Annotated in this window: 27 protein-coding genes; 6 read left to right on the top strand and 21 right to left on the bottom strand. The window is 56.2% G+C overall.

Features of this window, described 5'->3' with window-relative positions; all coding sequences use genetic code 11:
• The 7 genes from ACOBR2_RS14640 to ACOBR2_RS14610 all read right to left on the bottom strand — a co-directional run bounded on the left by ACOBR2_RS14640 (position 1) and on the right by ACOBR2_RS14610 (position 7,175).
• Positions 1-213: a PRTRC system protein C gene (locus tag ACOBR2_RS14640; protein ID WP_420236859.1), complete on the bottom strand. Its 213-nt coding sequence runs from the start codon at positions 211-213 to the stop codon at positions 1-3.
• A 49-nt stretch (positions 214-262) separates the two neighbouring features.
• Entirely contained in the window at positions 263-790 is a 528-nt protein-coding gene (locus tag ACOBR2_RS14635; protein ID WP_420236858.1) for a hypothetical protein, read from the bottom strand.
• A gap of 169 nt (positions 791-959) precedes the next feature.
• On the bottom strand, positions 960-2,318 hold the full coding sequence (locus ACOBR2_RS14630) for a helicase-related protein (RefSeq protein WP_420236857.1): 1,359 nt from the start codon (positions 2,316-2,318) through the stop codon (positions 960-962).
• A 232-nt stretch (positions 2,319-2,550) separates the two neighbouring features.
• The gene (locus ACOBR2_RS14625) at positions 2,551-3,555 is read right to left on the bottom strand and encodes a tyrosine-type recombinase/integrase (protein ID WP_420236856.1); all 1,005 of its coding nucleotides are present in this window, start codon (positions 3,553-3,555) and stop codon (positions 2,551-2,553) included.
• Complete coding sequence (locus tag ACOBR2_RS14620; RefSeq protein WP_420236855.1) at positions 3,546-4,922, bottom strand: tyrosine-type recombinase/integrase; 1,377 nt, start codon at positions 4,920-4,922, stop codon at positions 3,546-3,548. Before ACOBR2_RS14620 ends, ACOBR2_RS14625 begins: the two co-directional genes overlap by 10 nt.
• Entirely contained in the window at positions 4,919-6,178 is a 1,260-nt protein-coding gene (locus ACOBR2_RS14615; RefSeq protein ID WP_420236854.1) for a site-specific integrase, read from the bottom strand. Before ACOBR2_RS14615 ends, ACOBR2_RS14620 begins: the two co-directional genes overlap by 4 nt.
• Before the next feature lie 49 nt (positions 6,179-6,227).
• A complete protein-coding gene (locus tag ACOBR2_RS14610; RefSeq protein WP_420236853.1) occupies positions 6,228-7,175 on the bottom strand; it encodes a hypothetical protein in 948 nt (315 codons plus the stop codon).
• Positions 7,176-7,456: 281 nt separating this feature from the next.
• Between ACOBR2_RS14610 and ACOBR2_RS14605 the strand changes: the two genes are divergently transcribed.
• Both ACOBR2_RS14605 and ACOBR2_RS14600 read left to right on the top strand, forming a co-directional pair.
• On the top strand, positions 7,457-8,461 hold the full coding sequence (locus ACOBR2_RS14605) for a restriction endonuclease (protein WP_420236852.1): 1,005 nt from the start codon (positions 7,457-7,459) through the stop codon (positions 8,459-8,461).
• A 50-nt stretch (positions 8,462-8,511) separates the two neighbouring features.
• Positions 8,512-9,438 carry a hypothetical protein gene (locus tag ACOBR2_RS14600; protein WP_420236851.1) on the top strand — a complete coding sequence of 309 codons (927 nt, stop codon included), beginning with the start codon at positions 8,512-8,514 and terminating at the stop codon, positions 9,436-9,438.
• 58 nt (positions 9,439-9,496) lie between these two features.
• Here ACOBR2_RS14600 and ACOBR2_RS14595 read toward each other — a convergent pair whose 3' ends face one another.
• Complete coding sequence (locus tag ACOBR2_RS14595; protein ID WP_420236850.1) at positions 9,497-10,129, bottom strand: hypothetical protein; 633 nt, start codon at positions 10,127-10,129, stop codon at positions 9,497-9,499.
• Between the two features lie 10 nt (positions 10,130-10,139).
• A complete protein-coding gene (locus ACOBR2_RS14590; protein WP_420236849.1) occupies positions 10,140-11,216 on the bottom strand; it encodes a DUF6094 domain-containing protein in 1,077 nt (358 codons plus the stop codon).
• A gap of 285 nt (positions 11,217-11,501) precedes the next feature.
• On the opposite strand from ACOBR2_RS14590, the gene ACOBR2_RS14585 reads away from it, so the two are divergent.
• On the top strand, positions 11,502-11,660 hold the full coding sequence (locus tag ACOBR2_RS14585; protein WP_420236848.1) for a hypothetical protein: 159 nt from the start codon (positions 11,502-11,504) through the stop codon (positions 11,658-11,660).
• A gap of 215 nt (positions 11,661-11,875) precedes the next feature.
• Here ACOBR2_RS14585 and ACOBR2_RS14580 read toward each other — a convergent pair whose 3' ends face one another.
• Positions 11,876-12,802 (bottom strand): helix-turn-helix domain-containing protein, encoded by a 927-nt coding sequence (locus ACOBR2_RS14580; protein ID WP_420236847.1) that lies wholly within the window; start codon positions 12,800-12,802, stop codon positions 11,876-11,878.
• A 163-nt stretch (positions 12,803-12,965) separates the two neighbouring features.
• Between ACOBR2_RS14580 and ACOBR2_RS14575 the strand changes: the two genes are divergently transcribed.
• From ACOBR2_RS14575 to ACOBR2_RS14565, 3 genes are read left to right on the top strand one after another with little or no spacing between them, the layout of a single operon-like run.
• On the top strand, positions 12,966-13,547 hold the full coding sequence (locus tag ACOBR2_RS14575; protein ID WP_420236846.1) for a Dps family protein: 582 nt from the start codon (positions 12,966-12,968) through the stop codon (positions 13,545-13,547).
• Positions 13,548-13,591: 44 nt separating this feature from the next.
• Positions 13,592-14,200, top strand: coding sequence for an FMN-dependent NADH-azoreductase (locus ACOBR2_RS14570; RefSeq protein WP_420236845.1), 609 nt, complete (start codon positions 13,592-13,594; stop codon positions 14,198-14,200).
• 10 nt (positions 14,201-14,210) lie between these two features.
• The gene (locus tag ACOBR2_RS14565) at positions 14,211-14,588 is read left to right on the top strand and encodes a VOC family protein (protein WP_420236844.1); all 378 of its coding nucleotides are present in this window, start codon (positions 14,211-14,213) and stop codon (positions 14,586-14,588) included.
• Positions 14,589-14,662: 74 nt separating this feature from the next.
• On the opposite strand, the gene ACOBR2_RS14560 is transcribed toward ACOBR2_RS14565, so the two are convergent.
• From ACOBR2_RS14560 to ACOBR2_RS14510, 11 genes are all read right to left on the bottom strand, one after another.
• Positions 14,663-15,904 carry a type II toxin-antitoxin system HipA family toxin gene (locus tag ACOBR2_RS14560; protein WP_420236843.1) on the bottom strand — a complete coding sequence of 414 codons (1,242 nt, stop codon included), beginning with the start codon at positions 15,902-15,904 and terminating at the stop codon, positions 14,663-14,665.
• Entirely contained in the window at positions 15,894-16,229 is a 336-nt protein-coding gene (locus ACOBR2_RS14555) for a helix-turn-helix domain-containing protein (protein ID WP_420236842.1), read from the bottom strand. Before ACOBR2_RS14555 ends, ACOBR2_RS14560 begins: the two co-directional genes overlap by 11 nt.
• A 74-nt stretch (positions 16,230-16,303) precedes the next feature.
• Positions 16,304-16,696 (bottom strand): DUF2384 domain-containing protein, encoded by a 393-nt coding sequence (locus tag ACOBR2_RS14550; protein ID WP_420236841.1) that lies wholly within the window; start codon positions 16,694-16,696, stop codon positions 16,304-16,306.
• A gap of 128 nt (positions 16,697-16,824) precedes the next feature.
• The gene (locus ACOBR2_RS14545) at positions 16,825-19,014 is read right to left on the bottom strand and encodes an AAA family ATPase (RefSeq protein WP_420236840.1); all 2,190 of its coding nucleotides are present in this window, start codon (positions 19,012-19,014) and stop codon (positions 16,825-16,827) included.
• A gap of 317 nt (positions 19,015-19,331) precedes the next feature.
• Positions 19,332-20,222: a Rad52/Rad22 family DNA repair protein gene (locus ACOBR2_RS14540; protein WP_420236839.1), complete on the bottom strand. Its 891-nt coding sequence runs from the start codon at positions 20,220-20,222 to the stop codon at positions 19,332-19,334.
• Between the two features lie 113 nt (positions 20,223-20,335).
• On the bottom strand, positions 20,336-20,779 hold the full coding sequence (locus ACOBR2_RS14535; protein WP_420236838.1) for a single-stranded DNA-binding protein: 444 nt from the start codon (positions 20,777-20,779) through the stop codon (positions 20,336-20,338).
• Positions 20,780-20,795: 16 nt separating this feature from the next.
• On the bottom strand, positions 20,796-20,939 hold the full coding sequence (locus tag ACOBR2_RS14530) for a hypothetical protein (RefSeq protein ID WP_420236837.1): 144 nt from the start codon (positions 20,937-20,939) through the stop codon (positions 20,796-20,798).
• A 104-nt stretch (positions 20,940-21,043) separates the two neighbouring features.
• Complete coding sequence (locus ACOBR2_RS14525) at positions 21,044-21,712, bottom strand: hypothetical protein (RefSeq protein WP_420236836.1); 669 nt, start codon at positions 21,710-21,712, stop codon at positions 21,044-21,046.
• Between the two features lie 14 nt (positions 21,713-21,726).
• Positions 21,727-22,692, bottom strand: coding sequence for a TOTE conflict system archaeo-eukaryotic primase domain-containing protein (locus tag ACOBR2_RS14520; protein ID WP_420236835.1), 966 nt, complete (start codon positions 22,690-22,692; stop codon positions 21,727-21,729).
• Between the two features lie 153 nt (positions 22,693-22,845).
• A complete protein-coding gene (locus tag ACOBR2_RS14515) occupies positions 22,846-23,010 on the bottom strand; it encodes a hypothetical protein (RefSeq protein ID WP_420236834.1) in 165 nt (54 codons plus the stop codon).
• 66 nt (positions 23,011-23,076) lie between these two features.
• Positions 23,077-23,436: a hypothetical protein gene (locus ACOBR2_RS14510; protein ID WP_420236833.1), complete on the bottom strand. Its 360-nt coding sequence runs from the start codon at positions 23,434-23,436 to the stop codon at positions 23,077-23,079.
• Positions 23,437-23,440 lie beyond the last annotated feature (4 nt).

Below are 23,440 nucleotides of genomic sequence, written 5' to 3'. Positions count from 1 at the left end.
TCACCCCTTCGAACCTATTGCGCGGCTGAAGGTGTAGCGCAGAGTGGTTCCGGTATCCTCCGGGCCGGTGAGGGTTGCGGTAGCCAGTTCCGGATACGATGGAACCAGCAAATCGCGAACTTCCTCGACGCTCATCTGCGGTGCCGGATCTGGAATGCGAACGCCGTTGTAGTTAAACTCTCGTAGCAGAACCTGCGCTTCAAGTTTGGCCATTGCAGTTTTTCTCCTTGTCTGCGGATTTCAAGATCAATCCATGTTGGGGTTAGAAGAGGCTGGCTTGCACGGGCATCTTTGTCCTGGCTGCTTCTTGTGCGGCTGGTGGTGAAATGGCGGGTGCAGAGTCTGCATCCGCCTTATCGCTGGCTACCGTTCGATACTTTGCTTCAAGCAACTTGAGTGTATCCATTTCACGAGAACGCACAGCCTCGGCAGCGCGCAGTTCATAGCGCGCAAGATAGTTGCGCTTTCGAATCTCCTGCTGAATCGCGCGCTCAACGTCGCTAAAGGTGTATTCTGGATCGCCCCAGCACGGCCATGCGATGGTATGCCGCAAGAACCGAAGCCGGTCGGCATCCGAAGTGAACCATGTCGCATAGAAACCTGCGGCGTCGTAATGCGCTATGTGCGAAAAGCACATCGAAAGGCGGTTGTAGAAACTCTTGGAGAAAGCCGTCCGCGCCCACTCTGACTCGATGAAGTGCAAGAACGTGTTACCGAACTCGGCCTTGTCCTGCGCCGTCGAGAACTTTGTAGGCACAAATTCCGAGGGAAGAAACGGTCCTTTCGGCATGGAATGTCTCCACCAAGGAAAAGGGCCAGCTCGCGCCGACCCTTTTCCTTGCCTTTGATTGCGCTCCGGCTAGCGCCGGTATCGCTGGAACGATTCTCCCATTGGCTACGCTATCACCGTTCACAGCCATTGGGAAGTCTATTGATCAACAGAATCCAGGGAGATAACCTCAGCCGAAAAGGCTGAGTTGCACGGCTGGCCCTGTGCCCGTGGACCATGGCGAGGACTTCTTGCGCACCTTCACGCCCGCTTGAGGTTCAACAAGATGAATGCCCGCGCGTTCGGTTGCTGGATCAATCGGTTCTGTTGCAGACAAGTCGAAGACAGGATTGTCGTCTTCCTCTGCCTTCAACGCAGGCGGCTGTGGCAACACCCGCTCCCGTTCTCTCTCTAACTCGCGCCACATTTGATCGGCACTTGCCCCGACGCCGGCCTTCTCGACCAACTCGCGCGCCATGGCGCTCATCAGGTCTTCGTCGGTGTCGAGCGATTGCAACCCTTCACCAGAGAACTTGCCCTCCATCATCAGCGCGACGAGCATCTTCTTGCCCATCAAACGGAGGCTTGTCTCCTGCATTGTCCCCGTATAGGTCACGAACTTCACGCGCACCGCGTGCCGCTGGCCGATACGCCAGGAGCGGCGGCTGGCCTGCCGCAACGTATGCAGCGAGTACCCGGTTTCGTAGAAATAGAGCGTCGGAAAGGCCAAAAGGTCGAGGCCCGTCTCCACCAGCTTCGGGTGGCAGATCACAACTTCAACTCCGCCTTTCAGTTGCCGCTCGTACCAATCCTCACGCTTGTCTGTGGCAACCGAAGAGCGCAGCACGGCGACTCGGAATCCAGCTTGTCGCAACACCGTCTCCAGCCGCAGCGTAACATCCTTCTCGCCCGTGTAGGTCGCATAGACCTGGCAGCGCCGTCCCTGCCGCAATTCCTCCCGTATATCGGCGATTAGGGCGCGTTCCTTCGCGTAGAGACCATCCTCCTTGAGATTCTGGGGCGTCGTCACCAGGAACTTCACATACTCTTTGGTCTCCGGGTCGAAGGCCCGCGCCCAGATCTCCTCGAAGCCGTAAGGGTGGTCGGGATAGAGCAGTAGCGTGTTGAGCAGAATGCTCATCAGGCTCTTGTTGCCCCGATGCGACCGAATGGCCGACCGTATGTCCTCTTCGAGTTCTTCGTAGGCCTTGGCCAGTTCCTCGTCCATCTCAACCGATAGCACACTCTCGTCGTATCGCGGCAAGTTGTCCGCAATGTCTTCAAGCGAAAGAAACGCTGTTGTATTCATCAGGAACTTTCCGAACAGCAGCGGCGATGCACCCGGCTTCTTCAGAACTTGGATCGTCTTCTTCGTCGCCCGCGAGCAGGCGTTGTCTGTCTCCCGCACCTTCTCGATGGTCTCCAGCACACCATACTGCTGCTGAAAGTCGCGTCGTCCCTGGCCGCCATACGCAAATCCCTCGCCGGCCATCGTGCGCGGCTCCATGCGGTAGAAGATGTTGAAGAGATCGTCCGCATAGCCGCCCATCAGAGTGCCGGTGAGCGCTATCAGCCGCTTTGCCGCTCGTCCAAGTACGCCGAGACCGTTACCCTGTGCCGTGTCCCCGGCTAATCGTCAGCTGACGATTAGCCGGCTTATCCGCAGGATCGAATAATGGGGAGGAACGCGGGCGCGTGGAGCTTCAGGCACTTCAAAGACAGTGTTTATGAGTCTCTTGATCCGCGTCTTCCTCCGCATTATTTGTTGCCTGTACGGCATGCTAAGTTGAGAGTGAGTCTAGCCAGGCCAAGAGATCCTGGTCGCGCTTCCAGCGAGGCGGCTTGTCCGGGCGAACCGCCACTTTTTCAAGCGCCTTCCGCTTTGTTTCCAAATTGGATTGGGCGTAATGGCTTGTCGTATCCAGTTGGGCGTGTCCGAGCACGTCACGGACTACGGTGATGTCGACTCCTGAAGCCAGGAGGTGGCAAGCCGTCGAATGCCGGAATAGGTGCGGTGAAACGCGCTTTGAGCTTAAAGAGGGTGTTTGCTTTGCGGCTGCTATCACATAGTTGCGCAGCTTGTAACGGACTCCGGAAGCCCCAAGCGGGTCGCCATAGCGATTCACGAAGATCCGCTCTTGCTTGCCTCGGGGCTGGCGGATGAGCAATGCCTTCAATAGGGCCACCGTTTCGGGCCAGAGGGGACAGTACCGTTCTTTCTGCCCTTTGCCAATGATGCGAACGCGGGCGGGCGGTTCAAATCGAATTTCCTGGGGGCACAAGTTAAGCACCTCCTGAATGCGGGCGCCTGTGTTGTACAGTAGAGCCAACAGTGCATGATCGCGCTGGCCCTCCAGAGTTTTTCGATTCGGCTGTGCCAGGATTGCTTCGATTTCCTCAACCTCCATGGACCGTATCGAACGAACTGGCGCCCGTTTTGTCGGAACTCCAAGGATTTCTGCGCACTGCGCCGCGAGCAGAGGCTCGCGGCTGGTCACGAATGAAAAGAAGCTTCGCAGTGCCGCAAGCCGACAGTTGCGCGTACCGATGGAGACTTTCCGACCCTTCTCACAATGATCCAGAAAGGCGAGCACTTCCTTCGCTGTGATTTGCTCTATTGTGAGCTTGGCGACCGTTTGCTGGCGCTGCTCTGCAACGAAGCGCAAAAACAGTCGCCATGTGTCCCGGTAGGAAATCACCGTGTGCGGAGAAGTTCCGCGTTGCTGGATCAGCCAATTCTGGAAGAAACCATGCAGCAATTGCGGTAAGGTGGCGGTCACTTGCATGTATCACCTCCTGCTTTCGCCTGGATGACGTGTGCGCCGAACGAACGGAACCGCTCACTGGCGTGCTGCAGTAGTTCTTGCGTGATTGTTATGTACACCAGGGTCGAGTGGATGTCTTTGTGTCCCAGGTAAGTGACCAAATACGGGAGCCGTTCCTGCGCGTTGACACCTTCCCTATACCAAGTCAAAATGCGACCGACCACAAATGAATGGCGCAGGTCATGAATACGCGGTCCAGCAGTACCGGGATCAGGCTTCAAACCCGCACGTCGAATGATCTTTACCAGCAAGGCGCGGATTGTGTAGTAACGATATTCTTTTGCTGCCCGGCGTTGCCAAAACAATGGCGCCGACGGATCATCGAGTGCGCCTTCCAGACGCCGTGCTTTCAGATAATCGTCCAGCGCAGCGCTCACTGAATTTGTAACCGGCAATCGCCGCGACTTGAAGAACTTCGTTTCGCGGATTTCGATCGTTTTGTCTGCAAGATCGATATCTCCAACCTTCAGGCGAACGATCTCACCGATGCGAAGCCCAACGCAGTAACCCAGCACGATCATCGTGTACAGCATCAGAGGCCGCCCCGGAGCCTCTGGCGAGGGAAACGACAGCGCAGTCTTCAGCAGAAGTGATACATCCGACTTGGAATAGATATACGGCTTGCGCTGATTCCGTCGGACCTGCCTGTTCAAGCGCGGATCCACTGGCGGGATGGCAACTGTTGGGTCTATGCGTTGCAATGCCCTCGCGAGTATTCTTCCCGTTTGTTCACACTCGAGCAAGTGCTGCGAGGTGGGATTCCACTTGCCCCACGCTTCGGTAAGGATGGAGATCGGTTGTCCGGCAAGATCGGCGCGTTCCTGCAGAAACCGGTCGAGTCGAAGCAGTTGCTTCTCCTGAGTGCAGTAACGGTAACCCAAAGATCGTTTGAGAGAAACGTAATTCTGCATTACGGGTCCAAGATGACTGGCAAAAGCCGATACTGGCCTGAGAGTATTCAGAGCCTCGGCGCAGTCGGGACTCAATAAAGCCCGAACAATCTGGGCTGTGTCGCTAATGCCAACCTCTTTTCGCAAATCCTCAAACGGATTTGAGGCAATCAGTTCGTGGTTGGCGAGCCAGTCGAGAAAACGATTGATTGGCCACACCCGGTGCATGATCGTGTGTGTCGAAGAAAAGCTCGACCGGTGACGAAGCCACTTTTCCAATATCTGTCGAGAGACACACAGCTCAGGCGAGTGATCTAATACAAACTGCCGGAACTCTTCCAGCATGGGTTGGTATGTCTTTATGCTGGCGGGACGCAACCTGGTGTTCCGGAAGTATTGGAGAATGCTTGCATCGTTTGTATCGGGCCATTTCATCATGGGATCACCTCCACAGGTATCTCAAGTCCGATGGCCCGCAGCTCTGGTGTCGCAAGCTTCAGATAGATGGCTGTTGAATCAGGAGACCGGTGTCCCAGCACATCGCCGATCGTCTTCATGGTTACTCCCGCATTGAGTAAACCGACTGCCCGAGCATGACGAAACGCATGGGGGCCATGCTTGCGTTTCAGGATGACCTCCGCTTTCTGCAATCGGTGCTCAACCATGTGATAGAGGCTCGACCCTGCCCGGAGCGATTGAAATGGAGCGCGGACGCGCAGGAATACCTCGCGCGCCTTCGTTTGTGGTCTGCCATTGCGCAGGTATGCCAAGATGGCTTCGCCAACAGGAGCAAGCAACGGCAGAAAAGACTCACACCTTGTTTTCGAATGCCGAACACGCAGTCGCTCCTTGCGCCAATCAATGTCGTCCAAGCGCAAGGCCGTCACCTCGCCGGCTCGCAGCCCATAGGTTGCGAGCAAAAGAAGAATCGCTTGGTCACGTAGTCCTTTTGGAGTATGATCCATCTTCACCGATTGCAGCACCGCATCGACGTGGTCGGCGCGCAGCGCTGGAGGGATACTTTCAAACGCATATCGCTGCGGACTGACAACTGTCCCAGAGAGATCCTGTTGAATCAGTCCCTGGATTTGGAGATAGCGCAGGAATCCACGCAGACACAGCGCCAGCTTTTGACGAGTGGCCCTCCGTAGTTGCGGAGCACGCTGCGTCAGGTAATGATCGAGGTCGGCAACGGTGATCTGGGCAAGGAGCAATTCATCTCCGCCTCTCTCACCCAGCGATTCAAGAAGCCGGTAAGCCTCTGCTTTACGGTTTGGAATGGTCGTAACCGCCAAGCCGCGAACGTCTGACAGCCACTGCGCATATGCATTGCAGAGATCCCGGCGGAATGTTTCTTGTGGACTCGCTGGCACTGTAGTCGGCGGCCACTTCCCTTGAGCCAATCGCATAACAATGTGCACGCCGCTGGTATAGCCCCAGCGCCAACTTCTCATATCGCACGGCGCATGACCATGACGTTTTCGGTAAAGGTTTAACTTGAAGGCCAGGAACGCTGGTTCGTGCGCGCCTGTAGCGCTGGCAACATCGACGCGCTCCTTGGCTAGATAGAGCAGGAATCCGCGTGCTGCTGCCATGCGTTTTTCTGTAGCTGACAGGCTGTATCCAGAGACCTTCAAATGGTATGCGAGTTGTACGATCAACGGATCATTGATCGTACGTTCTTCAGTTGACATGTGTGCACCTCCTTTGGTGACCAGCCAAAGATCGCACACCCTGTGATTATTATGGGCAGGAAGTTTCCACCGAATGCTGCCAGACAGGCTCGCTGAAGCGTTCCTCCCCATTATTCGATCCTGCGGATAAACCGGCCAGTTGGTGCAACTCATCCGCGATGGCAAAGTCGAACCATCCGCCCATATACCGGCCGATGTACTCAATTGGCGCCATACGCTGAATGCGTTCGCGGTCGGCCTGCCACAGTGCTGAATAGCGCGTCGTTCCCTCATGTGGCAGAGTCAGCGATTCAAAGAGCTTGATCTTGTCGACGAAGTCGAGGTGGGTAAGCTTCTGCCGCTCCGAATCCAGGATCGCAGCGCCGGTGTCGGGATTGATGATGCCTCCGAGATTCGGCCCGGATTTTGCCTTGAGGTAGGCGTGCTCCCAGTAGTAGCCCAGCTTCCCCTTGTCCTTACCAGTGATGAAGAAGGCTGGGCCGGAGCAACGCTTCCGCCACTCCTTGCGACCCATGCGCCGCAACTCGGCGAGAGACAAGCGCAGCCCCCCGTACACGATCTTGCCCTTGCTCAGCTTGACTTCGCAGATGCCATGCGGCTTCTTGGGATCGCCTCCGTTGCGCATATCCTCAATCAGAAAGGTTCTGGCGCACGGCACAGTCAGCAGAGCCTCACGCGCCCACTTGTGTGTAATGTGTGAAGGGCACATCACCAGCGTAGTGCTGGGTCGCCCCTCCGCCAGCACATGGATCGTACCTAACGCCATATAGGTTTTGCCGGCCCCGCATTCGGCCACGATCCGCGCCGCCTTGGCTTTGCGAAGGTACTTTGCAGTGCCTGTGATGGCAAGTGCCTGCGCGGGCAGCGCCCTCCGTAAAAGTGTTGCAATGCGCGGCGCAACAGGGTCTTTCGTGCCTTGAAGCGGCGGATATGTTTCGAGAATGCGCGAGCCCAATTCGACCGCATGGGTGCGCAGGTATTCGAACGTGTTTTCCATGCGGATACCTCGCGAAAGACACTTTGGGGAGAATTCAGTTGATTATGGACAAGGGAGGCGGAGCTGTTCTTGAACGCGCGCAAACTGAAGTTCAGTTGCCGAAAATCTGGCAACACGCCAGATGGTCATAAACCAGGAACGACAGAACTCCTCGCTGAACATTGCCGGCCGATATCCCCAGCTAGGATTCAAGTGATATTCAGGCGGATGTTGGCCGACTTGAACGAAGTTGCTGCGCCGGTGGTTGATTGCGGTAATAATAAATTAAGGTGGCAATCCGCATGACCGACCCTAAATGGAAACGATTCGAGAAGCTCATTCACGGAATACACACCCAGTTTGCACCGGAGGGCGCCACTGTAACGCTTGACGACGAGATCGTCGGATACCATTCGAAAGTTCCCCGCCAGATAGATGTCTCGATCCGCGTCCGTGTCGCTCAATATCCGGTTCTCATGATCATAGAGTGCAAGGATCATTCACGACCCATCGATGTCGCGGAACTTGGGGCCTTCGTAAGTCTGCGAGATGATGTTCGAGCCAACCAGGGCGTGATAATCTCCACCAGCGGTTTCACACCTGCTGCGATCGAAATGGCTCGGGGACGTGGGATAGTTACGCGGACCTACATCGACACTGAGAGTCTGGACTGGAATACAGATATTTCAATTCCTGTCATTCTGGCTCGCGTTATGCTGCACTCCTGGGCAGTCACTTTTTCAAATCCCCCAGGGTTTGCCGCAGCGATACCGACTAATATCCCCTTCCCGTTCATCGAGACGTTCGCTGAAGATGGCACACCATTAGGTCCAATCATCGTCCTGCTTGGAAAGAAATGGAACCACGATGAAAACCTTCACCTTCCTGGAGAGCACAGCGTCATTCTGGCGGATCACGTGCTTGTCTATGCAGGATCAACCAAAGGGCACGTCAGAATTGTGGCGAAGTTGAGAGTTGAGCGGCGTTATTACAAAGGCCCGCTTCGAATCAGTGTCGCAGGGTTTCGAGATGACCAAGATGGCTCAATCTTGACCAAAGAACTGAAAACTGATTTTGTCGAACCTGCCGCAATCGAACGAGGCGATGCCCCTGGATGGTCGGAGGTCACGGAGATTAGGAACTACATTATTGACCGGATCGAAGGCTCTAAACCCGATCAACCGAAGAAGCCAACCATTGAAGGAGTACCACTAGAGGCCATGCTGGTAATGCACTACATTGATGCGTTGCCGGAAAATCCCGAGGAAGTCAGAAACTTACAAACCGCAGATGGGTACACTCACTAATCGAAATTTATTGCTGCGGACAGACACTGGGACGGAAAGGAAGGCTATATATGTCAGTTGATCCCGAAGAATTCCAAAAAACGAGTGAGACGGTCGAAGACGAGTGGGAGTCGTTCCGGGAGGACGATGGCGATCCGCTCAGCCTCGAAGAACTGGAACACCTTAATTTATCAGAGATGCCGGGTGACGTGGCCATCTCTGTGATGGACAACTACTTCCCTGACACCACGATAACGCGCAACGGTGAAAGCCTTGTGTGTTCAATTGAAGAACATCTTTATACCAAGTATTGGGAGCACAAGTTTTCCGCATATGCCTTTGCAGAGGCGATGGAACGCGCGGTTAAACGTCTCATCCATGAGGGACATCCCTTTTCGGACCCGTCAAGCGATACGGAGGATGTCCATATCTTTGTGCGCTGGCAATTACTACTTCCCGCTACAACCACGCCCGACGCGCTTGCCGTATCCGTAAAATCCGCGTTTGAGCTGGTATGGCAGCGTGCAGACGCGATTCTTAAGGACTCGGATTCTGTGCTGATTCTTGGAAAAGACACAGGAACTGCTCTTGATCGGCTGAAGCGAATTGAGGCAAAACTGCAGGATCTCGGTTACTACACCTACATCATTAAGGAACAGCCCGACAAGATGGGTGAAGGCGTAGTACAGAAAGTCATGCGATTCGCGCTTTCCTCCAAATTCGTTGTGATCGAGAATACCGAAGCATCCGGTCATCTTTATGAGATCCCACACGTAGCCAAAGCTGCAGAATGCGTAACCGTTGTTCTGCAAGAAGAAGGCAGGGGCGCAACCTGGATGTTCGAGGATGCCTATGCGAAGCACAGACATTGGCACAAGATCGAATATCAAGATGGCGTGCTGGAAGCGGCAGTCGAGCAGGCAGCAGCATGGGCCGAGGAGTTTCTGGGGGAATTTGCGCGGTATCAGACGGCCACGTTACCGTGGCTCAAAAAATGACGCCAGACCACATGGAACCATTCTGATCATGGCATTGCTGGACTATTAGGGAATAAGCCTACCAAAGCCTACCAAAGCCTATTGATTGGGCTGTCGGCAGAGGCAGATTCGGTGATGATTTAAGTGAAAATCGGGGCCAGACAATTGGGCCATTTCTTTCCGGGAAGCTCAAAGCACCGGAGCGGAGTTCATCTCCGATCCATTCAAGCAATTCCTCCGTTGTCGCCGAGATCAACACCGGCTGGCAGCCAATACCGTCTAGTGGCTTGATGCGCTCTTCCGCCTCGACAATACCGAGAACGTGCTCGGCCCATGATGGGTCAGCTGGAAGTCCGAGAAAACTCACCAGCGTAGTCCAGGCCTGATCCAGCTGGTATCCCAGCAGAATCGTCCGTCCCACGCCACCATTGGTGTACAGTGCTTCCGAAACAGCCACCAGGTGCCGTACGGGATGCTTTCGGTCCGGCAAACTCACGGCTCCCTTGTAGCAGGAGGCGTGCTCGCCGAGCGACACCTCCTTCACTTCGCCGTCCGGGAAAGTCAGCGTGAAGGTGGCCTTCTCGTGAACCGCCGCCGTGATCGCGCCCACGTCGGAGTCGTTGCCGAAGACGCTGATGAGATGCGCCTGTTCGTCTTCGCCCACATAGCGGTCTACACGCAGCCGAATCCGCGTCGAGGTCTTCTCCGTCATGCGGTGATACTCAAGCAACCCGAGTCTCAGGTGTGCATTCTGCATCGTCCTCTCCTTCCGGCTTTGCCGGCGTCTCTGTCAGCTTCAGGGTTCTTCCATCGGCATAGACCAATCGCAGTTCATTCGTCCACCGTTCCCGGTGATGGATGATCTGCTCATCGCCGTCCTCTTCGACGAACGTGGTCACATGCTTGACCGACCGCCATCGTGCGATGTGCCGGTCGTCGCCCTGGCCGAAGACGCCATTCAGCAGACCCGCCGTGCAGAGCAACCCAACGTGGCCTCCGTGCAGTGGCGTGATCGGACGGCCCGTGGCCACGTCCTCGCGCGGGATCAGAAAGGGCAATGTCTGTTTCCATGCGCCCGACAGCGGCAGCAAGTCTTCCAGCAGGTCATACGGCAGCCCGCGGTAACTCAGCGCTCCCTCGCCGGTCGAAGGCACGGTATACGGTTCACACGCGCCCGGCGCCAACTCCGGCAAAGCCTGAAAACTGCCATACGGGCTGATACGCTGAAGTTGCCGCCGCGCCTCCTCGACCGCCACGCCCCGCACATTGCGGCGTATTCCCAGGACAGCGATCTGCCGGAAGCGGACTGATTCATCGTCGGTCATGCGAAAGATATTCAGCCAGGCGAAATGCGAACTGAGCACCCCGGCGCACTCGTGCAGGCGCTCGAAGGGAATGACCAACACCAGCACGCCCTCCATCACCAGCCAACGGAAAGTATGTTCCAGAAACAGACGCTCCATGCGGCTATTGCCGACTGACCCGATCTCGGAATCGTAAGGCGGATTGAGGTACAACAGCGAAAAGGATTCCGGCTTGGCAATTGCGTCAAACGTATTGCCCTGGATCGTCTCGATCCCCGTCGCGCTTGCGAGCAGTGCTCGCTCTGTATCGAGTTCTACGCCATAGCGGCGCACATCGGCGCCATGGGTAATCAGGTTGAGAGCCACGCCTTGCCCCACGCAGGGATCTACCACCGATGCCGGTCCTGTGAAGCTGAGAAGCTGACGAAGATTGGCACCTTCGCTCACTGGGAGCGGGTAGAAGCCCATCTTAAGTTTTGCGACACTCCTGGCCATCGAGATCCTTTCTGCTGGGTTTGATTGAAATGACTGGTGATATTGCGACGCGCCAGAGGATACCGCAAAGCAAGGTTAGGTGTTAACCAGTCGGTTCATCGCTTATCCTGCTTGGGGAGGTGCTGACCGCACCATGACGGAATCCATTCTTTTCGAGATCGATGCCGAGATTGCGCGTCTTATGCAAGCCAAGGCACTTTGAGTTCCGCAGGAACGACTTCAATCAAACGCAAGCCGGGTAGACCGTCCAAGACAGCTACCATTGTCGTCCCGGTTGTCCGAAAGATGAAGAAGCGCAAGAAGACGAGCGCAGAGGGACGCGAACGCGTCCGTCAAGCGCAGATCAAGCGCTGGGCGGCATTAAAGGGCGTTTCCAAGGCGAACCTGAACGCTACGGTTCAGCCGCTGCCAAAGGCAAAGAAGAAGGCCGCAAAGGCTGCTTGATAGGTTCCGGTGCGGAATACTATCGATCCCGCAACCGATACAGAGTTCTGCCGCTAGGCAATCCCGTGAGGGACCAGTAATTTCCCCGACAGATACGTGTGAGAGTGTTGATCAACCAGCAACTGCCTGGTGAACGGTCACGTTCTCAGAGCAGCGCCGAGATACGTAAACGTGCGCAATGGCGACATATCGGCAATAATCCGCAGTGCACCTGTTCAGCGTTGGGCGTTCCGCCGCCAAACAGCAGGGGAGCTACCAACACTGCGCACAAAAACGCGCGTCAGATGACTCTGATCAGCGAACCCACAAGAAATGGCAACTTCGTTGAGCGGCGTAGCACCCTTGTAAATCAGGCGCTGCGCCAAGGCAATTCGCCGGTTTAGCACCCAGCGGTGCGGCGAAATACCTAATGCGGTCTTGAAGCCACGGGCGAGTGAACTCACTGAAGTGGCCGATGCGTTTGCCACATCGGCAAGGCCGACATCCTGGCTTAGGTTCGCCTCAATGTATTCGAGAGCCTGTCGAAGTTGACGAGCGGTAAGGCCAAGCCTGTCGCTTGTAGCCCTTGTCGTGAAATCGCCGTATGCTTCGGCAATGTGGTCACGCACGGCAAGAAATATGGAATCCAGGTATAGGGAACTTACCTCGTGCGGTCGCTCCAGCGCGGGCAGCATCGCTTGCATCAAGTGCAGCATGACTGCATCGTAATGTGGCTCTTCGAGATCGTAGCGGAAGTCAAGAAAGCTACTGCGGCGCTCCGCCGCAAAATCCCGAAAGCTGATCATTGGCAGGAAGACTTGCAAGGTGTCGAAAGGATCTCTGATGTCTGCGCACCATGACCTGCGCATATCGTAGAGAGCTAGTGCACCAGCTTCAGAAGCCGGTTTCCGCTTGTGATGACCGTCGCAAAACACGTTGATCGGTCGGAACGGGCGAAGTTCCACTGACACTATGACCTGATCCGCAAAGGGCGTTTGTTCGAGCAAACCGAGATTCGGTTTATCGTGCCGATACCGCGCGAAAAAGAGTGGTTGCTCCGAACGGTTTGAGACCGAGCGAACCTTCTCAAATTCGGGGCGATTTTCACTCACAAATCCGGGAACTTCAAATCGCTCTCGGACTGCGTCGCGGTTAGCGGTCATTTCTCCCTCCCGGAGTGGCCGATATTTTCTTCGATGATATAGGTGCCGCTTTTGACTCAGCAATTGAGTGCCCCGAATGTCCCAGCGGTGCCCAGAATATCCAAGACCTGGGTGTACTGATTCCAGTACACCTAGATCTACCAGGAAAATCTGGGAGGTCGGAATGATCGAAGGTCGCACAAAGGCTCGGTTGACGCGTTCTCCAGGGGAGGGAGTGACATCCAGGCAAATGAGAAAGCCCTTGAAGGGAAGAATCGCAGTAAGTCTTGATATTCCGACGGATCTTTCGTCGGCGGCTGTCGCAGCGATTTCTGAAACCTTGCGGCAATTGCTCGCAGACGTCTTTGCGCTCTATGTGAAGACAAAGACCTTTCACTGGCACATGAGCGGTCCTCATTTCCGGGACTATCACCTGCTGCTTGAGGAGCAGGCGGAGGAAATTTTCGCAATGACAGACCCTATTGCGGAGAGGACTCGCAAGATCGGCGGCACAACTCTGCGGTCCATCGGCGACATCGCCCAACATCAACGATTGCTCGATAGCGATGAACAATCTGCCACAGCCAAGAGCATGCTCGAAGAATTGTTCGCCGACAGCCGCTGTTTGACGAAGCTTATGCGCGCTGCTCATGAAGTTTGCGATGAATTCAAGGATGTTGCTACTGCAAGCCTGCTTGAAGTTTGGATCGATGAAGCCGAACGTCGCACGTGGTTTCTACACCAGACGCTGCACGGCTGGAACTGATCTGCACGATTGCACATCAACGACTAGAGAGAGAGGAAATCGAAATGAAACAAATTCTGATCGTCGAATCGAGCCCGCGAGGAGCGGAGTCTGCAAGCCGTCAACTAACAGAAACATTGCGAGAACGCCTGAGGTCTCTCTATCCCAACGCAAGTTTCGTTGAGCGTGACTTGGTAACAGACCCACTTCCTCATCTGAACTATCAGACCGTCAAGGGGATCTCTGCCAAAGACAAAGCAGAGGCAGAGTCTCTAAAGGATGCGCTTCGTCTTTCCGACGAACTCACGGAGGAACTGTTGTCTGCTGGCTTGCTCGTCATCGCCTCTCCCATGTGGAATTTCGGATTGCCTTCTTCTTTGAAGGCATGGATTGACCATATTGTGCGCGCCGGAAAGACCTTCAACTACGCGGGAGCGGGAGTTGAGGGGCTGGCCAAGGGGAAGAAAGCAATCCTGGTGCTGGCGTCCGGTGGGGTGTTCTCTGAAGGACCGTGGAAGTCATGGGACACCGTGGAGCCATATCTACGCCAGATTCTTGGCTTTATCGGGATCGACGAAGTGCAGACAGTGCGCGCGCAAGGCATGAACATTCCGGGGCTTTCCGTAAGCGCAATTCCCAACGGCGAAAAGACAATCACAACCCTCGCACTCTGAAGGAGAGATCATGATCAACCACATCATCTTGACGGTGAGCGATGTTGAACGCTCAGTGGCATTCTACGACGCGGCTCTGAAGCCCTTGAAAATCCGCTTCTTCCTGCCCTACAAAGGAGAGCATGGCCACGCCGACCTTTGGGGAATCGGAGACGGGAAGAGAGCATTTTTCTGGCTCAAGCAAGGCAAGTCTGATCCTGGCTCGATCCATTGGGGCTTTGACGCACAGAGCAACGCTCAAGTCGACGAGTTTTATCAAGCTGCAATAGCGGCTGGAGCGAAGGACAACATATCGCCGCGGGCACGGCTGGAATATTATCCAGGCTATTACGCGGCGGATGTACTGGATCCGGACGGGTACTCATTCGAGGTAGTTCATAAGAGTTGACCGGTCTCGCCAGCCTTCTTCCGAAGGGTGGATTCGTTCCCCGGAAACCAGCCCGTGTTCAGCGACCAGCACAATTATTGCAACTTGATCTTACCTGTAATCTCTTGAGTGGATTTTCGCGAGACCTCTGCCTGTTCGGCATGGCGGGGCCAGTTGGCCACGGCCGTTTTTACCTTCGCCAGAATCTCCGGCGCGCTCTTTATCCCATGCTGTTTGCCCAATGCCTGAAGTTGGGTTGTACCGGGATTCCTTCCCTCTCCCATGACGAGCATGCTTTGCTCTCCGCCCGGGCCATAGGAAAAGGTGAGGTCATAAGCAGGCCCGAAGATCCACTCGTTTCTCGCGTTCAGAAGGAACGAAAAATTCTTCGCGTGATCGTCGCGGTTATGAGCGAGAACGTTGAAGCAGGCCAGCGCATAGACCTTTTCTGCTTCCCGGATATTTCTGGTCAAGGCCTGTGTCACACGTAGAACCATGTCGTAGTCGAGGCTGGGAGTGCGATGATCGGCATGGATCAAGCCGCCCAGGCTATGCATGTGGATGCGGGCATCTCCATCCCGGTCGAAGCGTTTGGTGCCGAAGTATTTGTTCCTTTTCGTACGGAAAAGATGAGTCTCAGGCATCAATACGCCTGCATCTTTTGCCATCAGGCTATAGGCGTATTCGATAGCTCCCGCGTCCCGCGCATCCTGAGAAGACGGAAACTTGATCATCCAGTGCGTGAAGCCGAGTTGCAGTTCCTGTCGCCCGTGAATGATTCGTTTCTTGTCGGGGCTCACTTGCGCCACGATCTTGGGCCGAGCGCCCGATGAGGAGCCATTGAGCCGTAGCAAATCTTCGAAGACCTCTTCGTTTTCTCCAGACAGCACGGCGGCCGATTCCTCAGCAAGCTTGTCGAGTGCCAGCGGAACATCGTAGGCGGTTTGCTGGCTCAACTCGGGCTCATAGCTGAGAGCGCCCATGCCGTGCCGCCCCACATAGGCCAGCCGGTCGAGCGGATTCAGTTGGCCGCGATGGATACCATATTTTTCCACCGTGCGGTCGAGCAGAAGGCGGCCCCATCCGTCCGGCAGACTGTCATTGAATACGCCGAACAGACCGTCGAAGATCGTGGTATCGGCAATGGATACTCCTGGCCTGAGGGGAAGTTTGATCGGAGAAATCTCGATGCCTGACGCAAGGAATGCGGCGTCATACTCGAAAAAGATCTGTCTGTCCTTGAACGCGAGGCGTCCAACCTTGCGGTGCTCCGCTTCGCTGCTTTGGTCGCGTGCATCCAGATAAACAGTCAGCAACTCTGTCGGACTATATGCCATGGCTGCGTCCTTTTCTGCCCGTTGCTCCGCGCCGCCGCGCCGGAGTGGCCAGCAGGGCATCGAGCGACTGGGTGGCTGAGATGGCCAAGCTTTCCGCAGCCAACTTGTCGAAATCGTCCAGACAATTGAGCACCAAGGCCAGATTAAGAAGTGAGTCCAGCGCGATCAATCCTTCGCGCTCAAATCGCTTCAGCGAACTGAAGGTCACGCCCGAGCGCGCCGCCAGTTCTCTCTGCGTCAGGTTTAGGTCAAGACGCCGGGCCTTGAACCGCCCTGCAATCCCTATCCGCACCTCTTGCACGGTCTTGAGATATACGGCCAACATGTTGCCTCTTTATCTTTATTATACGGCATAATAAGCAACATATTAGCCATGTGGTTTTGGGGTAAATTGCCCGTCTACTTGTCGCCGAGGTATGCTCTCACTGCGCTGAGGATGGCTGGCGCCACTGCATCAATCTCATTCTCGCGCAGCAAACGCAGCGGCACTCTGTCTCCCAGTTCCGGATTCACGCCCGTCAGCCAGGCCTGTGCGACAGCGGGCGAATCGTGTTCGCTCAAGGTGCGCGCCACCTGGAAGGCGAACCTGAGCCGACTCTCTGCGTCGCCGTAGATCTCGCCGCCGACGATCCAGCGATCCACTGCGCGGGCATCTTTCACGCCACCAATATAGGCAGTGAGCTTGCGCCCGACGATCTCCACCAACTTCGCAACGACCGCTGTTGCGGGAAGCCGCAGAGCCTCCCGGTGTGCGAAGAGATCTGGCCTCGGTTGCGATGCAGTTGCCGCCATGAAAGACCTCCTAAATATGATCCCTGCAGTGAGTATCGTACAATACCGAACAAATAGCGCATAAATAACATATGTTTGACACGTCAATGACGGATTTGGCACCGACAGCTTCACTGCATCTGAAACTGTTACCCAAAGTCCTCCAACCCAATAGCGAAGTTCTCCGGGCCACCATCCTGCAAGGCCCGTAGCAGAGCTTTCTGCTCCGCAGCCTGGACCCAGCCTTCGAGGTCGCGCCCACTCAATGCCCGTTCCTTGACCTGGTCTGCCAGTAGAACGGCACCGTCGTTCAACGGAAAGTCGATCTTCTTTCCCGTCAACAGATTCGCAAGCAGACGGACGCGGGCTTGATGCTTCGGCAATGGAATGATGAGCTTCTCCTGAAACCGGCTGCGAACGGCGGCGTCGATTCGCTCAAGATGATTGCTGGCTGCCACAAGGAAGACATGACTGTCGCGGGCGCTGATGCCGTCCATCTCCTGGAGCAGTTGGCCGACGATCTCATCGGTCAACTGGTCATTGCCCCCCGCCGCCGCGCGATCAGGCGCGATGACGTCCAATTCGTCCAGGAACAGGATCGCCGGCGCGCTGGACCGCGCGCGCTCGAAGAGCAGTTTCACCCGATTGCCGCTCTGGCCGAGATAGTTCGCCTTCACATCGGCCGTAGTGGCCGCAATAAAGGTCAGCCCGCTTTCGTTGGCGAGCGTACGGGCCACCTGCGTCTTGCCCACGCCGGATGGACCGGCCAACAACAGGCTCCGAGGAATCGAGACTCCTTGCGCCTGCCACTTCTCCGCGTTGCGGAGCAGCGCGCAGACCAGTTTGAGCCGGTCTAAAATCGCATCGTCGAGCACCAGCGTCTCCCAGCCGGCCTTGCGGTCCACCTTGGTATTGTGCGATTTTCTTGCCGCTCCGATGGCATCCAGAAAATGTTCTTGCGCGGGTTCTGCGGGATACGCAACCGAACGCACGGATTGCGCGAGTTGCTTGAGATCGCGGCCGCTCATTCCCTGGGTCAGCGCCGCCGCTTCCTGGGGCGCATCAACCGAGAGGCCCAGTGCTTTGACTTCCTGCGAAAGTATCTGGCGCCGATCTTCCACTCCGGGGAGTTGCAACTCGATCTCCCAGCCGAACCGCGAGAGAATGGCGTCATCGAGCATGTCGCGCCGATTGGTGGCTCCGATCACCCAGACCTGCGCATTCCCGCGGATGCCGTCCCACTCGGCGAGAAATGCGTGGACGATGTCAGTGGCAAACGCATCGGTTTCGGCTGCGCCGCGCCGGCCGAGAATCCCTTCGCACTCGTCGATGAAGATAATCGCCGGTTGGTGCTTTCTTGCCCGATCCCATACCTCGCGAACACGTTTGCCGCTTGCCCCCACGGTCTGCTGCTTCAGGTCGGCCAGCGAGAGCATCTGAAAGTCGCAACCCATCATCTCTCGAAGCGTGCGAGCGATGAAAGTCTTGCCCGTGCCCGGAGGACCAGTGAGCAGAAGACCACGCGGGGCTGCGGCGTCATTCCGCTCGAAAAGTTCCGCCCTGCGCAGGATGTCGAGCTTCTGGCGCTCGGGAATATGAACCTGACTCCAGGTCTCTGCCGCCTTTTCGATCCGCCGTGAACTCGCGGTGGCGCGCGTCAACTGTTTCTTCTTGTCCCAGCTTGCGCGAAGCGCTGCGAATCTTTCTTCTGCAAATCGCAACTCAGGTTGAAAGCCGGCAAGCTGCCGGACAAAGGCTTTGTGCAGCGCTTCCTGCGTGTTCCAAATGACACCGTTCTTGGTGTAGGTGAACGTTTTGAAATTCACGTACGCGCCCGATGGAAGAATTATGAAGAGGCTATCGTTGCGCCAGTGAACAGCAACGATGGGCTTGCCCAACTCATATTGTGTTCCGTCATCGTCCGGCCACTCGACCTCATCGTACTTGCCGGTCTTGCTTGGGACACGAACCGCAGTCAAAGGGCTGTACGCAAACGGTATCCACAGCTCGACTCTCGCGTTTCTCAAGAAAGCGCGTCTGGCTTCGCGAATGAGTCCGAAGTGCCACCCCCACAATCGGCGCAAGGGCGCGCCAAGATCGTTCACGCTGCGCTTCAAATACTCGCGCAGAAACGTTGTGTGGTAGGAGCAGAAATAGTCCCAGGCACGCTCGGCATCGACATCCGTGGAGGACTGTTGCAACTGGCCGACAGTCTCATCACAGATTCGCCTGCGCTCTGCCCAGTATTGTTCCAATGCCGTGGCCATGGGGGAAGTCTCCACAACAATACCGTCATTGTAAGACGAAATGGCCGCAATATCGTCAGCCAAAATGGTCATGGTGCCTCCCAGACTGTCGGGGTTTGTCGATGGTTCACTCTTACGCCGCCCTGGCCAACCCGCCGTACCAGCTTGGAACAGACCTTACAGCCGATACGGCTCCGGGGCTCGGGCTCGTTGGCGGTTGTGGGACGAACTCAGCCAGCGGCCAAACCGAGATATTGCCACAAAGGCCGCAGTAGCCTCCAACAGAATTCGAGACGCAAGCGCAACTCTCGCAGTAGACAGCCTCGTTGACTGGAATGCTTATGAGGTTGCGCTTCGGACGCAGGATGCTGATCTCTGCCATGATGCACCTCTCTGTGTGAACTGATTTTCTACGCCACTTGCTGGTCGGAGATGGCTTCGAGATCCGCAACCAATTGCTTCAGTGCGGAAAGACTGGGCAGGTGTCTGGCTGAAGTGATGTTCAGATTGCGCAGAATAGCGGTGAACTGCGCATCGCCCGCCATCTCTGCCAGTGTGTGAAGCCGCTCAAAGCCGCGCGCCGTGGCCTGCATCCACTCCACGACATTCTTCTGCCGCTCTGCATTCGGGATCGTCCGTGCATCGCGACTGTGGCCGGCCCGCCGCAAGATTTCTGCGTAGATGTGTTCGCCCAGTGTGTTGCGAAAGCCTTCGATCTCGGCCGTCAACTTGTGATCGACAGGGCCACGCGCATCGACTGCCTGGCCGTTTGCTGGAGCCATCGTCACTCCCGGCGGCAGCGCCCACGCCGGCAACACAGGAAGCGCAACCGGTTCTCCGCGCTGATTCAAATGTACCCAGGACTCCTCGAGGCGGTAGAGATACCGCCCAAGGCCGAAGCAACTGCAAGCGCGCTTGAAGGCCTGCGCATCCGCTGCAGTCACGGCGTTTTCCTTGTCTGCCCACTCTTCTCCGGTGCCGGTGTGGCTGCCAAGCCGAGTGATTGTGACGGCGGTCGCTACCAGCACTTTACTGGTGACAATGACCTTGCCTCTGTCCAAGCGAGTCAGTGATGGCACGGTGGAGATGGTGTACTCGCGCGTCCACCCCGCTGGCGTGAAGAGTTGGTTGAGCCGGTCTGTGTACGCTCGCGGGTCGGCGAATGGAAGGATTGCGCCAGACCGACGATCATCCGATGTGCGCATGACACGCCATTTGACCTGAGCCGGATCGAATGGCACTTCGAGTTGAGCGAAGAGTTTCTCCCGCTCCGCTCCTGCGAATTTCGCTGCTGTTGCCATAGTTCAACTCCTTCTGTGCGAAACCTCCAGTGGGCTTTCTGTTGAGCCCAAACGCACCGAGAGCGCCCCATGAGGCGCTCTCGGTGAAAGCGTGGACGCGACGAAACCCAGTTTTAGTAGGGCACCTCTGATGCCTCAATCTCTTGTTCGGCGCTGAATTCTTGCGGTACGAAGCCGTTCCCACTGGCATATGGCTCCGGTCCGTTCGAGCCGTTCACGGTAGGTCCGTGTGACAGGAGGCTGACTTCATGCACGACGACTTCCGTGCGAAACTTCCGCTGTCCTGACTCCCGATCCTCCCAGGAGCGGGTGCGTAGTTCGCCCTCTACGAAGATTTGTGAACCCTTCCTCACATAGTCGCGAAGGATCTCACCGATCCGTTGAAAGCCAACCAGGTTGTGCCATTCGGTGCGCTCTTGCCACTCGCCTCGGCTATCTTTGTAACCATCGCTGGTCGCGAGCGGTAGATTGACCAGGGTTCCGCTCCGCAAAATGTGGACCTCCGGGTCTTTACCGGCACGGCCCAGTAAAATGACTTTGTTGACGCTCTTGCCCATGATCTCCCCCCGTCCATCAGATTTGTTTTGATCCGTACACGTGCTCAAGTGCCTGTTCCCGGTTGATCTTGATGTAGTCGCCGTCGGCATACCGATAAAACTGCTCGGTCGCTGCGTCGATATTCAGATACCGGCGTGTATCGCGGTGCTTGTAGAGCACGATCCCTCCGACGTGCCCCATATACATGAAGAATTCGCAATCTTCCGAGGAGATGACTCCCTCAAGTGGCTTCCAATCCGGCTCACCAACTTCAATTGCGCTCCTCATGAGGCACCGCCAGTTGTGATCACAGGCGGAACCGCGACGTGCGTATGCTTGCAGCCAAGGCACGCAAGCGCGCCGGTGATCTTGCGAATTGCATCATCGAAGCGCTCAGGATGCCGCCGTATCTCCCCGGCCTGCGTGTAGAAGACCGGTGCGATAGAACCAAGCAGTCGCCTGTTCTCCGGACTCCATAGATCGACGGCAAGCGTTCCCTGATTGCCACGGAAGAGCAATGTTGAAGTTATGACGGGACGGACTCGGCTCCCATTGTTCACAAGCGAGTGCTTCGAGATTGCTACTTCATAGGTGTGGCCAATGCGCAGCATTTCGATTCGGCCCAACTCTGGCGCAATCACAATTGCGTGTCGCCCATTGCCGGATAGTGAATCGATTGGCTGCAACCACGGGAGTGGAGTTCCATCGGCATCGAGATACGCACAGTAGCGGCCCATGTCCGCGACAGCGCCGCCGGATTCCGTGGCGCGCAAAACGTATCGCTTGGCCAGATGCTGGTGCTCAATCGAAACACTGGACTGACAGTAGATGCCGCGATTCTCCAAAGCTTTCAATATCTGCCGCGGAATAGCCAGACCATACCGAGCGAACCGCGTGGCTTCTGAATCACCGTTCGTCGTGGCAGAGACCTTTACCTGAGAAGATGATTTCATCGGGTTCTCCTCCTCTACACAGCTTGATGTCTACGGATCGGTTGTCCCAATGCCGCACGAATCTCTTCTTTCGTGCAACCGGCCCAGCACCTGTAGAAGCGCGGATTCTTGATCTGGATTGCGAGATTGTCGCCGGTGCGATCCTGTCCAATCTGTGCGCAGGATGGGCACCGCGCCCACAGATTGCGGCTATCCTTGCGCGTGGTGCGAACGTATTCGAGGATTCGGAACTCATGTTGCCCAGCCGAAGAAGCTATCGGAATGTACGGCGCGGATACAACAGGCTTGTACGCTTCGGGAAGACTCATTCCCTGGATGAAGGTCTTCAGCCCAACCTCGGTGAGTTTCTTCAGGCCGTTGAGGTAGACGAGTTGCGCCTCCGGGGTCACGTCGGCGTCATAGAACCAGTACCGCAAATTCGTCTTTCGATGTACGCCGAGTGGCGCGCGAATGGCGTTTCCGTACTCACCGTCATCGATCCGGTCCTGTCGCGGGAAGACTTCAATGCCTTCCTTGAGACCGCTGCCTTTGACTGGAACCCCGAGTCGAAGCGCCAGGTTGTAGATGTAGATTCGGCACTCGGCGGCCAACAGTGGCGTGTCGGCGAAGATCCAGAGATGGCCACCGCGCCGAGATTGCTCCAGCGCTGCTTCGACGCCATCCTGCTTCAGTTCCCACTGCAACTGAAAGAGCGATTGCACGGCGCCATCGAAGTCGGCGTCGATTGCGACCCACTTCGAGCGTTGGGTCTCTGGATTGATCGCGTACAAGTTGATCGTGATGTCGCCGTTCAAGTGCATACGCACCACATCCACGTCGAGCGACTTCGGCTGTTTCGTCTGCCAATCCCGTGCCAGGTAGTATGGAACGGAACCATTCGGCAAGGGCTGGTTTGCCTGCATCCCATACGCGCGCCGGTTCACAAATAGGTGGATGAAGTTGTTTGCCGTCTCCCGACTTACACAGAATTTCGTGAACATCGCTGGACCTCCTTTCCTGAGGTAGTGTGGTTGTACCCCGACCTCAAAACTCGGTCAAATTGCGCAGAGGCTCTGTTGGTTCGTGTTTTGCAGCTTGAAACGACGCGAGAAGGCGAGGGCCCGGATTGAGTTGGCGAGCCCTCGCGCAGTGCTTCACACTTGATGGGCGAAGCGCGGAAAGCTGTGCCGGAATTCGGCAGCGGGCCTCCGGTTGTCGGGAAAGCGAACGCGCTCCGTGCCGATGCCAGGAAAGGCTGCGGCTTCTGCGAGGGCGTAACGATTTGCGAGCGAGCGAATGCGACTTGCGGATTGACGCATGGTGTTCCTCCAGTTTGTGAATTTGGGTTGAACCAGAAAACTGCGGTGGGCGTTGTGGGACGCGAATCACGCGTGAGCCGGTTGCGACTGGGCGAGCAGCAGACCAGGCTGCTCCACATAGCTGAACAGCTTGTATTCGGAGAAGACGCGGTCGAAGCTCTCCGAAGTGAAGCGGTCTTCGCAGCCTTCAAACGACAGCATGTACCAGACCTCGCGCTGACGGTCGAAGACATAGACGGCGCCCGACTCGGGATTTTCGGGAGCCATTTGCAAAAGCAGGACGCCTTTCGGCGTCTGAATCCAGCGGGTAGCAATTGCCTCACCGAGCTTCAGGAATGCGGCGACTGTTTGTTGAATGGTGCCAGTGACGGAATTGCGCCAGTCGAACAATTGGTATGCGAACATCTTTCCAAGACTGCGTTCCATCGTG

The sequence above is a fragment of the Telmatobacter bradus genome, assembly GCF_048629425.1.
Taxonomy (GTDB): Bacteria; Acidobacteriota; Terriglobia; order Terriglobales; family Acidobacteriaceae; genus Telmatobacter; species Telmatobacter bradus.
Note: the sequence above shows the minus strand (reverse complement) of the source record. Positions and strands in the feature narration are given on the sequence as shown.

What these genes read in the sequence shown, in the direction of transcription:
- ACOBR2_RS14620 (WP_420236855.1), bottom strand. Translation starts at nt 4,922, where the DNA reads ATGATGAAATGGCCCGATACAAACGATGCAAGCATTCTCCAATACTTC.
- ACOBR2_RS14615 (WP_420236854.1), bottom strand. Translation starts at nt 6,178, where the DNA reads ATGTCAACTGAAGAACGTACGATCAATGATCCGTTGATCGTACAACTC.
- ACOBR2_RS14545 (WP_420236840.1), bottom strand. Translation starts at nt 19,014, where the DNA reads ATGACCATTTTGGCTGACGATATTGCGGCCATTTCGTCTTACAATGAC.
- ACOBR2_RS14555 (WP_420236842.1), bottom strand. Translation starts at nt 16,229, where the DNA reads ATGTTGGCCGTATATCTCAAGACCGTGCAAGAGGTGCGGATAGGGATT.
- ACOBR2_RS14570 (WP_420236845.1), top strand. Translation starts at nt 13,592, where the DNA reads ATGAAACAAATTCTGATCGTCGAATCGAGCCCGCGAGGAGCGGAGTCT.
- ACOBR2_RS14515 (WP_420236834.1), bottom strand. Translation starts at nt 23,010, where the DNA reads ATGCGTCAATCCGCAAGTCGCATTCGCTCGCTCGCAAATCGTTACGCC.
- ACOBR2_RS14605 (WP_420236852.1), top strand. Translation starts at nt 7,457, where the DNA reads ATGACCGACCCTAAATGGAAACGATTCGAGAAGCTCATTCACGGAATA.
- ACOBR2_RS14580 (WP_420236847.1), bottom strand. Translation starts at nt 12,802, where the DNA reads ATGACCGCTAACCGCGACGCAGTCCGAGAGCGATTTGAAGTTCCCGGA.
- ACOBR2_RS14510 (WP_420236833.1), bottom strand. Translation starts at nt 23,436, where the DNA reads ATGGAACGCAGTCTTGGAAAGATGTTCGCATACCAATTGTTCGACTGG.
- ACOBR2_RS14600 (WP_420236851.1), top strand. Translation starts at nt 8,512, where the DNA reads ATGTCAGTTGATCCCGAAGAATTCCAAAAAACGAGTGAGACGGTCGAA.
- ACOBR2_RS14640 (WP_420236859.1), bottom strand. Translation starts at nt 213, where the DNA reads ATGGCCAAACTTGAAGCGCAGGTTCTGCTACGAGAGTTTAACTACAAC.
- ACOBR2_RS14590 (WP_420236849.1), bottom strand. Translation starts at nt 11,216, where the DNA reads ATGGCCAGGAGTGTCGCAAAACTTAAGATGGGCTTCTACCCGCTCCCA.
- ACOBR2_RS14525 (WP_420236836.1), bottom strand. Translation starts at nt 21,712, where the DNA reads ATGAAATCATCTTCTCAGGTAAAGGTCTCTGCCACGACGAACGGTGAT.
- ACOBR2_RS14520 (WP_420236835.1), bottom strand. Translation starts at nt 22,692, where the DNA reads ATGTTCACGAAATTCTGTGTAAGTCGGGAGACGGCAAACAACTTCATC.
- ACOBR2_RS14630 (WP_420236857.1), bottom strand. Translation starts at nt 2,318, where the DNA reads ATGGGCGGCTATGCGGACGATCTCTTCAACATCTTCTACCGCATGGAG.
- ACOBR2_RS14565 (WP_420236844.1), top strand. Translation starts at nt 14,211, where the DNA reads ATGATCAACCACATCATCTTGACGGTGAGCGATGTTGAACGCTCAGTG.
- ACOBR2_RS14585 (WP_420236848.1), top strand. Translation starts at nt 11,502, where the DNA reads ATGAAGAAGCGCAAGAAGACGAGCGCAGAGGGACGCGAACGCGTCCGT.
- ACOBR2_RS14610 (WP_420236853.1), bottom strand. Translation starts at nt 7,175, where the DNA reads ATGGAAAACACGTTCGAATACCTGCGCACCCATGCGGTCGAATTGGGC.
- ACOBR2_RS14550 (WP_420236841.1), bottom strand. Translation starts at nt 16,696, where the DNA reads ATGGCGGCAACTGCATCGCAACCGAGGCCAGATCTCTTCGCACACCGG.
- ACOBR2_RS14625 (WP_420236856.1), bottom strand. Translation starts at nt 3,555, where the DNA reads ATGCAAGTGACCGCCACCTTACCGCAATTGCTGCATGGTTTCTTCCAG.
- ACOBR2_RS14535 (WP_420236838.1), bottom strand. Translation starts at nt 20,779, where the DNA reads ATGGGCAAGAGCGTCAACAAAGTCATTTTACTGGGCCGTGCCGGTAAA.
- ACOBR2_RS14575 (WP_420236846.1), top strand. Translation starts at nt 12,966, where the DNA reads ATGATCGAAGGTCGCACAAAGGCTCGGTTGACGCGTTCTCCAGGGGAG.
- ACOBR2_RS14540 (WP_420236839.1), bottom strand. Translation starts at nt 20,222, where the DNA reads ATGGCAACAGCAGCGAAATTCGCAGGAGCGGAGCGGGAGAAACTCTTC.
- ACOBR2_RS14560 (WP_420236843.1), bottom strand. Translation starts at nt 15,904, where the DNA reads ATGGCATATAGTCCGACAGAGTTGCTGACTGTTTATCTGGATGCACGC.
- ACOBR2_RS14635 (WP_420236858.1), bottom strand. Translation starts at nt 790, where the DNA reads ATGCCGAAAGGACCGTTTCTTCCCTCGGAATTTGTGCCTACAAAGTTC.
- ACOBR2_RS14595 (WP_420236850.1), bottom strand. Translation starts at nt 10,129, where the DNA reads ATGACGGAGAAGACCTCGACGCGGATTCGGCTGCGTGTAGACCGCTAT.